At 70.5% G+C, this 14,453-nt stretch carries 11 protein-coding genes; 8 read left to right on the forward strand and 3 right to left on the reverse strand.

The window, feature by feature from the left end; translation table 11 throughout:
• The first annotated feature begins 95 nt into the window (after nucleotides 1-95).
• From ACSURM_RS29150 to ACSURM_RS29160, 3 genes are all read left to right on the forward strand, one after another.
• The gene (locus ACSURM_RS29150; protein WP_436958769.1) at nucleotides 96-797 is read left to right on the forward strand and encodes an HAD family hydrolase; all 702 of its coding nucleotides are present in this window, start codon (nucleotides 96-98) and stop codon (nucleotides 795-797) included.
• A gap of 378 nt (nucleotides 798-1,175) precedes the next feature.
• Nucleotides 1,176-2,780: an ABC transporter substrate-binding protein gene (locus ACSURM_RS29155; protein WP_436958770.1), complete on the forward strand. Its 1,605-nt coding sequence runs from the start codon at nucleotides 1,176-1,178 to the stop codon at nucleotides 2,778-2,780.
• A 98-nt stretch (nucleotides 2,781-2,878) separates the two neighbouring features.
• Nucleotides 2,879-4,462 (forward strand): ABC transporter substrate-binding protein, encoded by a 1,584-nt coding sequence (locus tag ACSURM_RS29160; protein WP_436958771.1) that lies wholly within the window; start codon nucleotides 2,879-2,881, stop codon nucleotides 4,460-4,462.
• 82 nt (nucleotides 4,463-4,544) lie between these two features.
• Here ACSURM_RS29160 and ACSURM_RS29165 read toward each other — a convergent pair whose 3' ends face one another.
• Both ACSURM_RS29165 and ACSURM_RS29170 read right to left on the reverse strand, forming a co-directional pair.
• A complete protein-coding gene (locus tag ACSURM_RS29165; RefSeq protein ID WP_436958772.1) occupies nucleotides 4,545-5,216 on the reverse strand; it encodes a response regulator in 672 nt (223 codons plus the stop codon).
• 53 nt (nucleotides 5,217-5,269) lie between these two features.
• Complete coding sequence (locus ACSURM_RS29170; protein ID WP_436958773.1) at nucleotides 5,270-6,214, reverse strand: RecB family exonuclease; 945 nt, start codon at nucleotides 6,212-6,214, stop codon at nucleotides 5,270-5,272.
• Nucleotides 6,215-6,646: 432 nt separating this feature from the next.
• Between ACSURM_RS29170 and ACSURM_RS29175 the strand changes: the two genes are divergently transcribed.
• The 3 genes from ACSURM_RS29175 (at nucleotide 6,647) to ACSURM_RS29185 (ending at nucleotide 10,064) form a co-directional block, all read left to right on the forward strand.
• Nucleotides 6,647-8,254 (forward strand): site-2 protease family protein, encoded by a 1,608-nt coding sequence (locus ACSURM_RS29175; protein ID WP_436961206.1) that lies wholly within the window; start codon nucleotides 6,647-6,649, stop codon nucleotides 8,252-8,254.
• Nucleotides 8,255-8,306: 52 nt separating this feature from the next.
• On the forward strand, nucleotides 8,307-9,209 hold the full coding sequence (locus tag ACSURM_RS29180) for a tRNA (adenine-N1)-methyltransferase (RefSeq protein ID WP_043499232.1): 903 nt from the start codon (nucleotides 8,307-8,309) through the stop codon (nucleotides 9,207-9,209).
• A gap of 282 nt (nucleotides 9,210-9,491) precedes the next feature.
• Complete coding sequence (locus ACSURM_RS29185; RefSeq protein ID WP_436958774.1) at nucleotides 9,492-10,064, forward strand: hypothetical protein; 573 nt, start codon at nucleotides 9,492-9,494, stop codon at nucleotides 10,062-10,064.
• A gap of 7 nt (nucleotides 10,065-10,071) precedes the next feature.
• On the opposite strand, the gene ACSURM_RS29190 is transcribed toward ACSURM_RS29185, so the two are convergent.
• A complete protein-coding gene (locus ACSURM_RS29190) occupies nucleotides 10,072-10,374 on the reverse strand; it encodes a ferredoxin (protein ID WP_189996167.1) in 303 nt (100 codons plus the stop codon).
• 519 nt (nucleotides 10,375-10,893) lie between these two features.
• Between ACSURM_RS29190 and arc the strand changes: the two genes are divergently transcribed.
• Nucleotides 10,894-12,660 (forward strand): proteasome ATPase, encoded by a 1,767-nt coding sequence (gene arc / locus ACSURM_RS29195; protein ID WP_436958775.1) that lies wholly within the window; start codon nucleotides 10,894-10,896, stop codon nucleotides 12,658-12,660.
• A gap of 231 nt (nucleotides 12,661-12,891) precedes the next feature.
• On the forward strand, nucleotides 12,892-14,403 hold the full coding sequence (gene dop, locus ACSURM_RS29200) for a depupylase/deamidase Dop (RefSeq protein WP_351325955.1): 1,512 nt from the start codon (nucleotides 12,892-12,894) through the stop codon (nucleotides 14,401-14,403).
• The last annotated feature ends 50 nt before the right edge of the window (nucleotides 14,404-14,453 follow it).

Below are 14,453 nucleotides of genomic sequence, written 5' to 3' on the forward strand. Positions count from 1 at the left end.
ACACTGATCGGATAAGTCGTACACTGGTCGGTCCACCGCAGGCCGGTTCCCCACCGGGGAACCGGCCTGGTCGTCCCTCAAGGAGGTGCGCCCGGATGACCAGCACGGTCCCCGCGCTAGGAACCCGTACGGCCGAAGGCTCCGCCCTGCAAGCGGTGCTGCTGGACATGGACGGCACCCTGGTGGACTCCGAAGGCTTCTGGTGGGACGTCGAGGTCGAGGTCTTCGCCTCCCTCGGGCACACCCTGGACGAGACCTGGCGCCATGTCGTGGTCGGCGGCCCCATGACCCGCAGCGCCGGCTTCCTCATCGAGGCCACCGGCGCCGACATCGGCCTCGCCGAACTCACCGTGCTGCTCAACGACGGCTTCGAGAACCGGATCGACGGCGGACTGCCGCTGATGCCCGGCGCCGCCCGGCTGCTCGCCGAACTGCACGCGCACGAGATCCCCACCGCCCTGGTCTCCGCCTCCCACCGGCGCATCATCGACCGCGTGCTGTCCGTACTGGGCCCGCACCACTTCGCCCTGTCCGTCGCCGGCGACGAGGTCTCCCGCACCAAGCCCTTCCCGGACCCCTATCTGCTCGCCGCCGCCGGACTCGGCGCCGACCCGGCCCGGTGCGCCGTGATCGAGGACACCGCCACCGGGGTCGCCGCGGCCGAGGCCGCCGGCTGCCGCGTGGTCGCCGTCCCCTCCATCGCCCCCATCGGCCCGGCCCTGGGACGCACCGTCGTCTCCTCCCTGGAGGAGGTCGACCTGGCGTTCCTGCGCGGCATGATGACGGAAACGCACTAGACACCACGGGGAAATCCGTCCACCGTCGCGCGGCCGGATTCAATCGGTCACCATCACGGCCCCCAGTGTGATGTTCGCCACGCGAAAAGGGTCCGACAACGTTGCCGACACCCACCGGCCGGTCCCACCGGGCCGGTTCCGGGGTGACCTTGTGTCCCGATTGATGGGAACCTGCACTAATCCTGCCACTGTCGGGTTTTCGGTGCGTCCGCGACCGGCTCCCCTGCGTGATGGCGGGTCAACTCACGCGACCGTGAACCCCCCTGCGGGTGCGGACTAATCTCATCGCGAGAACATCGCCGAGAACCCCCGTGATCCCCTCGCACCACCCCCGCACGCCGGATCCACGGACCCGAACAGCTCTGGAGAAACTCCCGCATGAACCGCAAGACTTTGGTGCTGCCGGCGGTGGCCGGCCTGCTCACCCCGGTTCTCGCCGCGTGCGGCGGATCCGACAGCGGGAGCACGAGCGGTGACGCCATCGTCGTCGGTACCACGGACCGGTTCACGGCCACCAAGGAAGCCCCCGCGCCCCTCGACCCGGCCTACGCCTACGACGTCGGCTCCTGGAACATCCTGCGCCAGTCCGTGCAGACCCTGATGGCGCAGCCCAAGGGCGAGGGCGAGCCCGTCCCGGACGCCGCCGAGAGCTGCTCCTTCACCGACAGCGGCAGCGAGCGCTACGCCTGCAAGCTGCGCGAGGGCCTGAAGTTCGCCGGCGGCGACCCGGTGACCGCCGAGGACGTCAAGTACTCCATCGAGCGTGTGCTGCGCCTCAACGCCGACAGCGGGGTGGCCGCCCTGCTGAACACCATCGACACGATCGAGACGCAGGGCGACCGCGACGTCGTCTTCCACCTGAAGACCGCCGACGCCACCTTCCCCTACAAGCTGTCCACCCCGGTCGCGGGCATCGTCAACCCGAAGGACTACCCGAAGGACAAGCTCCGCGAGGGCTTCGACATCGACGGCTCCGGCCCGTACACCTTCAAGGCCGACGTCGAGGACGACGCCATCACCACGGCCACCTTCACCAAGAACCCTTCCTACAAGGGCAATGTGACGGTGAACAACGACAAGGTCGAGCTGCGCTCCTTCACCGACGCCGACGCCATGGGCGAGGCCATCGACAAGGGCGACATCGACGTCATGACCCGCACCATGTCGCCCGCGCAGATCCAGAAGCTGGACGCCGGCGACGACGAGAAGGTCGACCTGGTCGACATGCCCGGCCTGGAGATCCGCTACCTGGCCTTCAACACCGACGCCACCAGCGTCAAGGACAAGGCCGTACGCCAGGCCATGGCCCAGGTCATCAACCGCGGCGAACTGGTCTCCAAGGTCTACGGCACCCAGGCCGAGCCCCTGTACTCGCTGGTCCCGGCCACCGTCACCGGCCACTCCAACTCGTTCTTCAACAAGTACGGCAACCCCAGCACCGACAAGGCCAAGTCCGTGCTCGCCAAGGCCGGCGTCACCACCCCGGTGAAGCTCACCCTGCACTACACGACCGACCACTACGGCTCGGCCACCAAGCAGGAGTTCGAGATCCTGCGGAAGCAGCTCAACGACAGCGGCCTGTTCGACGTCACCATCCAGGGCCACCCCTGGTCCACCTTCCGGCCCGCCGAGCAGAAGGGCGAGTACGACGTCTACGGCATGGGCTGGTTCCCCGACTTCCCCGACGCCGACAACTTCCTCGCGCCCTTCCTGGACAAGGACAACTTCCTCGGCTCGCCGTACAGCAACAGCACCGTCCAGCACACGCTGATCCCGCAGTCCCGCCGCGAGGCCGACCGGCTCGGCGCCTCCAAGAGCCTGACCGACATCCAGGACGCCGTCGCCGAGGACGTCCCCGTCCTGCCGCTGTGGCAGGGCAAGCAGTACGTCGCCGCCCGCGACGACATCACCGGCACGGCCTACGCCCTGAACTCCTCCTCCACGCTCCAGCTGTGGGAGCTCGGCCGCGGCGTGAGCGGCTGACGGCTCCCGTACCCGGGGCCGCGCAACGGCGCGGCCCCCGGTGCCCGGGTCCAGGGATGGCGGACCCGGGCTGACGACCCGACGACAAGGCACTCCGAGTGAACCTGCGTACCCAGTGGCCGGTCCTGCCCCTCGCGGCGGTGCTCGCCTCCGGCCTGTTGACCGGCTGCGGATCCGAGTCCGGCGACTCCGGGGGCACCGGCTCCTCCGTGGTGATGGGGATGTCCGACGACGTCCTCGCCACGGACCCGGCGGCCGGCTACGACCCCGGCTCCTGGCTGTTGTTCAACAACGTCTTCCAGTCGCTGCTCAGCTTCCCCAAGGGCGCGACCGAACCCCAGCCCGAACTGGCGAAGCAGTGCGGCTTCACCGACACCCGGGCCATGGTCTACAAGTGCGAACTGAAGGACGGCCTGAAGTTCAGCAACGGTGACGACCTCACCTCCGAGGACGTCAAGTTCACCTTCGACCGCATGCTGAAGATCGCCGACCCGGCCGGCCCCGCCCTGATGTTCCCGATGCTCGACAAGGTCGAGACACCGGACGCCAAGACGGCCGTCTTCCACCTGAAGGTGCCCGACGCCACCTTCCCCAGCAAGATCGCCTCCGGCGCCGGCTCCATCGTGGACCACCGCCAGTACGACGCGGGCAGCCTGCGCACCGACCACCAGGCGATCGGCTCCGGCCCCTACAAGCTGGACTCCTTCGACAAGGACCAGGCCGTCTTCTCCGTCAACGGCAACTACAAGGGCAGCGCCAAGCCGAACAACTCCGGCGTCACCCTGAAGTTCTTCCACGGCGACCGCGCGGCGCTGAAGGAAGCCCTCCTCGGCGGCGACATCGACATCGCCTACCGAGGCCTGACCGCAGCCGACATCACCCAGCTCGACCAGCAGGACGACAGCAAGGGCATCGACGTCATCGAGGGCACCAGCGCCGAGGTGCAGCACCTGGTCTTCAACATGAAGGACCCGGTGGCCGGCAAGCTCGGCGTCCGCAAGGCCATCGCCTACCTCATCGACCGCGACGCCCTGATCAAGGACGTCTACCAGGGCACCGCCACCCCGCTGTACTCGATCGTCCCGGCCGGTGTCGCGGGCCACAACACCGCCTTCTTCGACACCTACGGCGCCCGGCCCTCCCAGGCCAAGGCCGCCGCCGCGCTGCGCGCCGACGACATCACCGGCAAGGTCAAGCTCACCCTGTGGTCCACGCCGTCCCGCTACGGCCCCGCCACCGACGAGGAGCTGAAGGCCATCGCCGAACAGCTCAACGCCAGCGGCCTGTTCGACGCCGACGTCAAGTCCGTCGCCTTCGACCAGTACGAGAAGGACATCGCCGCAGGCAAGTACGGCGTCTACGTGAAAGGCTGGGTGCCGGACTACCCGGACGCCGACAACTTCACCGCCCCCTTCTTCGGCAAGGGCAACGTACTGAACAACCACTACGACAACCGCACCATCACCGGATCCCTGCTGCCCGGCACCGCCGCCCAGAGCGACCGCGCGGCCACCGACAAGGACTTCGGCAAGCTCCAGGAGATCGTCGCCGACGACCTGCCCGTGCTGCCGGTCTGGCAGGCCAAGCAGTACGCGGTCGTCCGCGACGGCGTATACGGCCTGGAGTACTGCCTGGACGCCTCCACGGTGTTCCGGTTCTGGGAACTCAGCAAGAGCAGCTGACCCCGCACACGGCGAAGGGCGCCCCGCTCCACAAGGAGCGGGGCGCCCTTCGCCGTCGTCACCCACCGTGCCGGACGGACACCTACTGGGCGCCGGGACGCACCAGCCCGCTCTCGTACGCGTACACCGCCGCCTGCACCCGGTCCCTCAGCCCCAGCTTGGTCAGCACATGACCCACATGCGTCTTCACCGTCGTCTCGCTGACGAACAGGTCCGCCGCGATCTCCGCGTTGGACAGCCCGCGCGCCACCAGCTTCAGCACCTCCACCTCACGGTCCGTGAGGGTGTGCAGGGTGTCCGGCACCGCCTCCTCACCGGACGGCAGATGCGTGGCGTACTTGTCCAGCAGCCGCCGGGTGATGCTCGGCGCGAGCATCGCCTCACCGTTCGCCACCACCCGGATCGCCTGCACCAGCTCGTTCGCGGGCGCATCCTTCAGCAGGAAGCCGCTCGCCCCGGCGCGCAGCGCCTCCACCACGTACTCGTCCAGGTCGAAGGTGGTCAGCACCAGCACCTTGGCCGGGCCGTCCCGGCCGGGACCGGTGATCTGCCGGGTGGCCTCCACACCGTCCATCCGCGGCATCCGGATGTCCATGAGCACCACATCCGGCTGCAGTGCTCGTACCTGGTCGAGGGCCTGGAGGCCGTCACCGGCCTCGCCGACGACCGCGAGATCCTGCTCGGCCTCCAGGATCATCCGGAAACCCGTACGCAGCAGGGGCTGGTCGTCGACCAGTAGGACACGGATGGCCACGTGACACTCCTTCGCTAGTCCGGGCCCATTCTGCCCTGCCCCCGCGCCCCGCCTCACCCCGCCCGGGACCCGGGCGCCCGGACCGGCAGCGGATAGGGCGGGGGAGTGCCGCCGAACTCCGGGCAGAGAGCCTGGTGGTCGCACCAGCCGCACAGCTTGGTCGGCCGGGGCCGCCAGTCCCCGCTCTCCGTGGCCTGCCTGATGGCCTCCCACAGCGCGTGCAGCCTGCGCTCCACCCGCTCCAGGTCCGCCGGGACCGGGTCGTACGTCAGCACGTCCCCGCTGCCGAGGTACACCAGCTGGAGCCTGCGCGGCACGACACCCTTCAGCCGCCAGACGACCAGGGCGTAGAACTTCATCTGGAAGAGCGCGTCCTCGGCGTACTCCGGGCGCGGGGCCTTGCCCGTCTTGTAGTCGACGATCCGCACCTCACCGGTCGGCGCCACGTCCACCCGGTCGATGATCCCGCGCAGCCGCAGCCCCGAGTCCAGCTCGGTCTCCACGAACAGCTCCCGCTCGGCCGGCTCCAGCCGCGTCGGGTCCTCCAGCGTGAACCAGCGCTCCACCAGCCGCTCCGCCTCGGCGAGCCAGCCGGCCAGCCGCTCGCCCTCCGGATCGTCGGCGAACAGCTCGGTCAGCTCCGGGCGGCTCTCCCGCAGCCGGTCCCACTGCCCCGGGATCAGCGCCTTCGCCCGGGGCGCGGTCCGCTCCCCGGCGGGCGCGTCGAACAGCCGCTCCAGCACGGCGTGCACCAGCGTGCCCCGGGTCGCCGCCTCGCTCGGCTTCTCCGGCAGCCGGTCGATCACCCGGAACCGGTACAGCAGCGGACACCGCATGAAGTCACCGGCCCGGGACGGCGACAGCGACACCGGCGCGAGGGCGCGACGCTCACCGGCGGCCCCCTCCGGGCCACCGCTCGCCGCCGGGCCGGCCCCGGACCCGCTCCCGGCCCCGTCTCCCGTGTCCGACGCCACTGCCTCGTCGATGCTGCTGTCCATGCCCCAGACCATACGGCCCGGCACTGACAGCGCCCCAGTCGCCGCCCGCGTCACCCGGCGTCCGCCAGGCGAACACCAGGGGTGCCGGGGCGGAACGCACCGCCACGGGCGCATACCATCGACCAGAGACCCTTCCGACCAGCCAGGTGCGGAAGACGCTTCGAACGAGGGGACACCGTGGACGTGAGCGGCGGGAGCGGGCAGCCCCGGTCCGGCGACGACAGGCCGGCCGAGGACGCCGCGGACCCTACGGCCCCGGCGACCGGACCCACCGACAAGCGCGGCCCCGGACCCCGGGAGAACCCGCCACCCGAGACATCCCGCACAACCACCACCCCCACCGGGAACACCCCCACGACCCCTGCCCCCGCCGGACAGCAACCCACCGCCGACGGCCCTGCGGACGCCTCTTCCGGCGGGGCTCAGCCCGCCATCGACGGTCCTGCGGGCAGCCGCTCTGGCGGGGACCAGCCCGCCGTTGACGGTCCTGCGGTCAGCTCCTCGGGCGGGGACCAGCCCGGCGCCGACGGTCCTGCGGGCGGCCCCTCGGGCGGGGCTCAGCCCGCCGCCGACGGTCCTGCGGGCAGCCGCTCCGGTGGGGCTCAGCCTGGCGCCGACAGCCCTGCGGTCGGCCCCTCGGCCGGGGGCCGACCCGCCTCCGACGGCCCTGCGGACACCCCCTCCAGCGGCGATCAGCCCGCCACCGACGGCACGGACACCCCCGACAGCCGGTCCACCGCTCACACCGCCCCACCCGCGGCCCCCGCCCCGGCCGAACCGGACCAGCGCGCCGCCACCCCCGCTCACACCCCCGGCCAGCACCACTCCTTCGCGCACACCGGCATGGCCAAGGGCCGGCCGCCCGGGCCGCGGCCCAAGGAACCCGGCCCCGGCGGCGGCATCCTCATGGGCCGCCCCTTCGGCGTGCCCGTCTACGTCGCGCCGAGCTGGTTCCTCGTCGCCGCCCTGATCACCTGGGTCTTCGGCGGACAGCTCGACCGCGTGCTGCCCGAGCTGGGCGCCGCCCGCTACCTGGTCTCCCTCTTCTTCGCGGTCGCCTTCTACGCCTCCGTCCTGGTCCACGAGCTGGCCCACACGGTCGCCGCGATCCGCTTCAAGCTCCCGGTGCGCCGCATCCAGCTCCAGTTCTTCGGCGGTGTCTCGGAGATCGAGAAGGAAGCCGAGACCCCGGGCCGGGAGTTCGTGCTCGCCTTCGTCGGCCCGCTGCTCTCCCTGGTGCTGGCCGGCCTGTTCTACCTCGCCATGAAACCGGTCGAACCCGGCACCGTACCCGGCGTCCTGCTGGCCGGCCTGATGATCTCCAACCTCATCGTGGCGATCTTCAACTTCCTCCCGGGCCTGCCCCTGGACGGCGGCCGCATGCTCCGCGCCGTCGTCTGGAAGATCACCGGCAAACCGATGAGCGGCACCGTCGCCGCCGCCTGGGTGGGCCGCGCCCTCGCCGTCTCCGTCCTGATCGGCCTGCCGCTGCTGAACTCCTCCGGCGTCCTCGGCAACGGCGGGGAGGACGTCGGCGGCATGGACACCGTCACCGACGCCCTGCTCGCCGCCATCCTCGCCGCGATCATCTGGACCGGCGCCGGCAACAGCCTGCGCGTGGCCCGGCTGCGCGAACACCTCCCCGAACTGCGCGCCCGCGCCCTCACCCGGCGGGCCGTGCCGGTCGAGAACGACACCCCGCTCTCCGAGGCGCTGCGCCGCGCCAACGCCGCCGGCGCCCGCGCCCTGGTCGTGGTCGACGCCGACGGCACCCCGGTCTCCCTCGTCCGCGAGGCCGCCATCGTCGGCGTACCCGAACACCGCCGCCCCTGGGTGGCCGTCAGCGGCCTCGCCCAGGAGCTGACCGACGGCATGCGGGTCTCCGCCGAACTGGCCGGGGAAGACCTCCTGGACGCGCTGCGCGCCACCCCCGCCACCGAATACCTGGTCGTCGAGGAGACCGGCGAGATCTACGGCGTCCTGTCGGCGGCCGACGTCGAGCGGGCCTTCGTCAGGGCGATGGCCAGGCCCGCGTCGTAGCGCCCCCGAGGCGACGGTCAAGCCCCCCACGGGAACCCGGTAGGCTGGTCACATGTCCGAACCGACCGGTGCCGCCCGCAGGCGCGGGCCCTTCAAGGTCGGGGACCAGGTACAGCTGACCGACCCCAAGGGCCGCCACTACACGTTCACGCTCGAAGCCGGAAAGAACTTCCACACCCACAAGGGTTCCTTCCCGCACGACGAACTGATCGGCGCTCCCGAGGGCAGCGTTGTCCGGACCACCGGCAACGTGGCCTACCTCGCGCTGCGCCCCCTGCTCCCCGACTACGTCCTCTCCATGCCCCGCGGGGCAGCCGTCGTCTACCCGAAGGACGCGGGGCAGATCCTCGCCTTCGCCGACATCTTCCCCGGCGCCCGCGTCGTGGAGGCCGGTGTCGGCTCCGGTTCGCTCAGCAGCTTCCTGCTGCGCGCCATCGGCGACCAGGGCATGCTGCACTCCTACGAGCGCCGCGAGGACTTCGCCGAGATCGCCCGGCAGAACGTCGAGCGCTACTTCGGCGGCCCGCACCCCGCCTGGCAGCTCACCGTCGGCGACCTCCAGGACAACCTGTCCGACACCGACGTGGACCGCGTCATCCTCGACATGCTCGCCCCCTGGGAGTGCCTGGAGGCCGTCTCCAAGGCGCTCGTCCCCGGCGGCATCCTGTGCTGCTACGTGGCCACCACCACCCAGCTCGCCCGGACCGTGGAGTCCATCCGGGAGATCGGCTGCTTCAACGAGCCGACCGCCTGGGAGACCATGATCCGCAACTGGCACATCGAGGGCCTGGCCGTCCGCCCGGACCACCGGATGATCGGCCACACCGGCTTCCTGCTCACCGCCCGCCGCCTCGCGGACGGCGTCGAGCCGCCCATGCGCCGCCGCCGCCCCGCCAAGGGCGCCTACGGCGAGGACTACGCCGGCCCCAACGCCGACGGCGGCGCCGGCCGCTGACCGGCCCCCACTCACCGCAACGCGAGGGCGCCGTGCCCGAGTTCCCCGTCCACGACGGGAACCCGGGCACGGCGCCCGTCCGTTGACCCGGTACCGGCCAAGGAGACGCCCGTGCGCGCAGCCGTCGCCGGTGTGGTGACGAGGGGCACCCGTTTCCAAGGGCCTCCCGCGCGCGGAGCCGCCGCCGGCGGGCGCCCGCGGACCCCGCCGTTCCCCCGCACTGTGACGTGTGGCACGATGCAGGCCATCCCACCGGCACCGCCCTCGCAGGAGACACTCCTCGTGCAGCAATCCGCCGCCCCGGAACTCGCGCACACCCGGACCCGGCCCATCCACTGGGTCGCCACCGCCACGGCCCTCGCGGGCGTCGTGGCCCTCTCCTCGGTCGTCCGGCCCGAACCGGCCACGGCCGTCCAGCCCGCCCCCGGCTCCCACGGCAAGCCCGCCGCCGCGGCACCGAGCACCACCGGCGTCGACTTCCCCCTGGACTGCGGGCCGGTGAAAGCCGTGGTCGTCAAGAAGGCCACCGGCGACCTGGACGGCGACGGCAGGCCGGAAACCGTCGCCGTGGTCCACTGCGACGCCCCCATGGGCACCCCGCCCGACGGGGTCTACGTCCTCACCCGCGGCGCCGGCAGCGGCACCGCGCGCGTCGTCGCCACCCTGGTGCGGCCCGAGGAACGGCTCACCGTGACCGGATTCGGCATACACGCGGGCACGGTCTCCGCCACCCTGCTCGGCTACTCCTCGGACACCGTGCCCAGTTGCTGCCCCGACACCCGGACCCCGGCCACCTGGCGGTGGAACGGGAACGTCATGGTCCGCTCCACCCCCGCCGGGGCACACAGCGTCTGAACCGGACTCAGTCCGCGTCGGGCCCGTACACCTCGACCTTGTCCGAAACCCGGCGGACGTGGATGCACTCGCCGGGACACTCCTTCGCCGAGTCCACCACGTCCGTCAGCAGCGGCAGCGGCACCGGCACGGTCGCCCCCGGGGCCTGGAGCAGTTCGTCGTCCGCGCCCTTCACATACGCGAGCCCGTCGATGTCCAGCTCGAACACCTCCGGGGCGTACTGGGCACAGATCCCGTCGCCGGTACACAGGTCCTGGTCGATCCAGACCTCCAGCGCCTCGCCGCCCGGGGCCTCCTGCTGCACGGTCATCTCTCCTGCCTTCGGTTCGCCGGACGTCCCGGCGCCCCGAGGGCCGGCCGGGTCCGCACCAGCGGTCGTTGAACACCCCCGACCCTACCTCCGGCCGCTTCTCGGCCACCGGGCGCCGTCCGGGGTTTCCGGCCCGGCCCGCCCGGGTAACAGCGCCGGACCGGGAGAGGGAAGCACCGGTGGCCGGACCGATCGTCCCCAGCCGCCACGGCAGTCACACCGTCCGCCTGAGACGTCGCTCTACGTGATGATCGTACGAGCGCATCGCGTGCTGCCCGCATCCCGGCCGAACGGTCCCCGTACGGACAACTCCGGCCAGTCACGAAGGGTTTCGACCACAGGATGCATGGAACAAGCTGCTTTCCCCTCACGTTGAGTGGGTATCCCCTCCGTGCGAGGGAGTGTGCAGCGGGTGACCGACGACACACCTTGACAGTCTTTGTGATCTAGGGGTTTCAATCGACACCCACCCAGGTAGGGTCTGGAAGCGTCCAGCTCCCCTTGGAGGAGGTGAGGACCGTGGCAGCCCACGACGACGACATGAACCGCGGCATCCGCCCGGGACGCGGGTCCGACGACCCGGCCGGGCAGATCGCCTACCTTGAGCAGGAGATCGCCGTCCTGCGCCGCAAGCTCGCCGACTCTCCGCGTCACACGAGGATTCTCGAAGAGCGGATCGTCGAGCTGCAGACCAACCTGGCCGGCGTCTCCGCCCAGAACGAGCGGCTGGCCAACACCCTGCGCGAGGCCCGCGACCAGATCGTGGCCCTCAAGGAGGAGGTCGACCGGCTCGCCCAGCCGCCGGCCGGCTTCGGTGTCTTCCTGCAAGCCAACGAGGACGGCACCGCCGACATCTTCACCGGCGGCCGCAAACTCCGGGTGAACGTCAGCCCCAGCGTCGAACTCGACGTACTGAGGCGCGGCCAGGAGGTCATGCTCAACGAAGCGCTCAACGTGGTCGAGGCCATGGAGTTCGAGCGCGTCGGCGACATCGTCACCCTCAAGGAAATCCTCGAGGACGGCGAGCGCGCCCTCGTACTCGGGCACACCGACGAGGAGCGGGTGGTCCGGCTCGCCGAGCCCCTGCTCGGCACCACCATCCGCGCCGGTGACGCCCTCCTGCTCGAACCCCGCTCCGGCTACGTCTACGAGGTCGTACCCAAGAGCGAGGTCGAGGAACTCGTCCTCGAAGAGGTCCCCGACATCGGCTACGAGCAGATCGGCGGCCTCGGCAACCAGATCGAGGCCATCCGCGACGCGGTCGAGCTGCCGTACCTCTACCCCGACCTCTTCAAGGAGCACGAGCTCCGTCCGCCCAAGGGCGTCCTGCTCTACGGCCCGCCCGGCTGCGGCAAGACCCTGATCGCCAAGGCCGTCGCGAACTCGCTCGCCAAGAAGGTCGCCGAGGTCACCGGCCAGGCCGCCGGCAAGAGCTTCTTCCTGAACATCAAGGGCCCCGAGCTGCTCAACAAGTACGTCGGCGAGACCGAGCGGCAGATCCGCCTGGTCTTCCAGCGGGCCCGCGAGAAGGCCAGCGAGGGCACCCCCGTCATCGTCTTCTTCGACGAGATGGAATCCCTCTTCCGCACCCGCGGCTCCGGCGTCAGCTCGGACGTGGAGAACACCATCGTCCCCCAGCTGCTCGCCGAGATCGACGGTGTCGAAGGTTTGCAGAACGTGGTCGTCATCGGCGCCTCCAACCGCGAGGACATGATCGACCCCGCCATCCTGCGCCCCGGCCGCCTCGACGTGAAGATCAAGATCGAGCGTCCCGACGCCGAGGCCGCCAAGGACATCTTCGGCAAGTACCTCACCGAGCGTCTCCCGCTGCACGCCGACGACCTCACCGAACACGGCGGGGACAGGGCCGCCACGGTCCAGGGCATGATCCAGACCGCGGTCGAGCAGATGTACGCCGAATCCGAGGAGAACCGCTTCCTGGAAGTCACCTACGCCAACGGCGACAAGGAAGTCCTCTACTTCAAGGACTTCAACTCCGGCGCCATGATCGAGAACATCGTGGGCCGCGCCAAGAAAATGGCGATCAAGGACTTCCTGGAAAAGAGCCAGAAGGGCCTCCGCGTCTCCCACCTCCTCCAGGCCTGCGTGGACGAGTTCAAGGAGAACGAGGACCTGCCCAACACCACCAACCCGGACGACTGGGCCCGCATCTCCGGAAAGAAGGGCGAACGGATCGTCTACATCCGTACCCTCATCACCGGAAAGCAGGGCGCGGACACCGGACGCTCCATCGACACGGTGGCGAACACCGGTCAGTACCTGTAACGGCAGGGCGGCTGCGGGTGCCCTCGACGGGTACCCGCAGCCGCCTGTTTTTCCGGCCACGACCGGAGCAGCCAATGACGCAAATGATCTCCCCACCAGCGCAAAGGCGTTCTAGGCTCGTTCCTACCGCCGAGTCGCGCCGTGCGGGGACGGGCACCGCACACGCACCGGAGCGCCAGCGCACTTGAGCGGCGCCCACGACCGAGGGTGCCGCCGGGCAAGGAGGGCCGCATGACCGTACGGCGAGTAATGGGCATCGAGACGGAGTACGGGATCTCCGTCCCCGGCCACCCCAACGCCAATGCCATGCTCACCTCGTCCCAGATCGTCAACGCCTACGCGGCGGCGATGCACCGGGCCCGCCGGGCCCGCTGGGACTTCGAGGAGGAGAACCCGCTGCGGGACGCACGAGGCTTCGACCTCGCCCGGGAGGCCGCCGACGCCAGCCAGCTCACCGACGAGGACATCGGCCTGGCCAATGTCATCCTCACCAACGGCGCGCGCCTGTACGTCGACCACGCCCACCCCGAGTACAGCGCCCCCGAGGTCACCAACCCCCGCGACGCCGTCCTGTGGGACAAGGCCGGCGAGCGGATCATGGCCGAGGCCGCCGAGCGGGCCGCACAGCTCCCCGGCGCCCAGCCGATCCACCTCTACAAGAACAACACCGACAACAAGGGCGCCTCCTACGGCACGCACGAGAACTACCTGATGAAGCGGGAGACCCCCTTCTCGGACATCGTGCGCCACCTCACGCCCTTCTTCGTCTCCCGCCAGGTCTTCGCCGGCGCCGGCCGCGTCGGCATCGGCCAGGACGGCCACGAGCACGGCTTCCAGCTCAGCCAGCGCGCGGACTACTTCGAGGTCGAGGTCGGCCTGGAGACCACGCTCAAGCGCCCCATCATCAACACCCGCGACGAGCCGCACGCGGACGCCGAGAAGTACCGCCGGCTCCACGTGATCATCGGCGACGCGAACCTCTCCGAGATCTCGACCTACCTCAAGCTGGGCACCACCGCGCTGGTCCTGTCCATGATCGAGGACGGCTTCATCGCCGTGGACCTCGCCGTGGACCAGCCCGTGCGCACCCTGCACCAGGTCTCGCACGATCCGTCGCTCAAGCGCCTGGTCACCCTGCGCAGCGGGCGCACCCTCACCGCGGTCCAGTTGCAGATGGAGTACTTCGAACTGGCCCGCAAGTACGTCGAGGAGCGCTACGGCGCCGACGCCGACGACCAGACCAAGGACGTCCTCAGCCGCTGGGAGGACACCCTGACCCGGCTGGAGAACGACCCCATGAGCCTGGCCGGCGAACTGGACTGGGTCGCCAAGCGCGAGCTGATGGAGGGCTACCGCCGCCGCGACGACCTCGACTGGGATGCCGCCCGGCTGCACCTGGTCGACCTCCAGTACGCCGACGTACGCCCCGACAAGGGCCTCTACAACCGTCTGGTGGCCCGCGGACGCATCAAGCGGCTCCTGGACGAGTCCGAGGTCGACAGGGCCCGTACGAAGCCGCCGGAGGACACGCGGGCGTACTTCCGCGGGCGCTGCCTGGAGCAGTACGCCGACGACGTCGCGGCCGCCTCCTGGGACTCGGTCATCTTCGACCTCCCGGGCCGCGACTCCCTCCAGCGCGTCCCAACCCTGGAACCACTACGCGGAACGCGAAATCACGTCAAGGAACTCCTGGACCGCTGCCGCACGGCGGATGACCTGGTCAGGGTGCTGTCCGGCGGCTGAGTACGACCAGCGGGTCCTCGGACCGCTCCGGGCGGGCGGGGTGGAAACCC

This window comes from Streptomyces sp. SudanB182_2057, assembly GCF_964272715.1.
GTDB lineage: Bacteria > Actinomycetota > Actinomycetes > Streptomycetales > Streptomycetaceae > Streptomyces > Streptomyces rubradiris.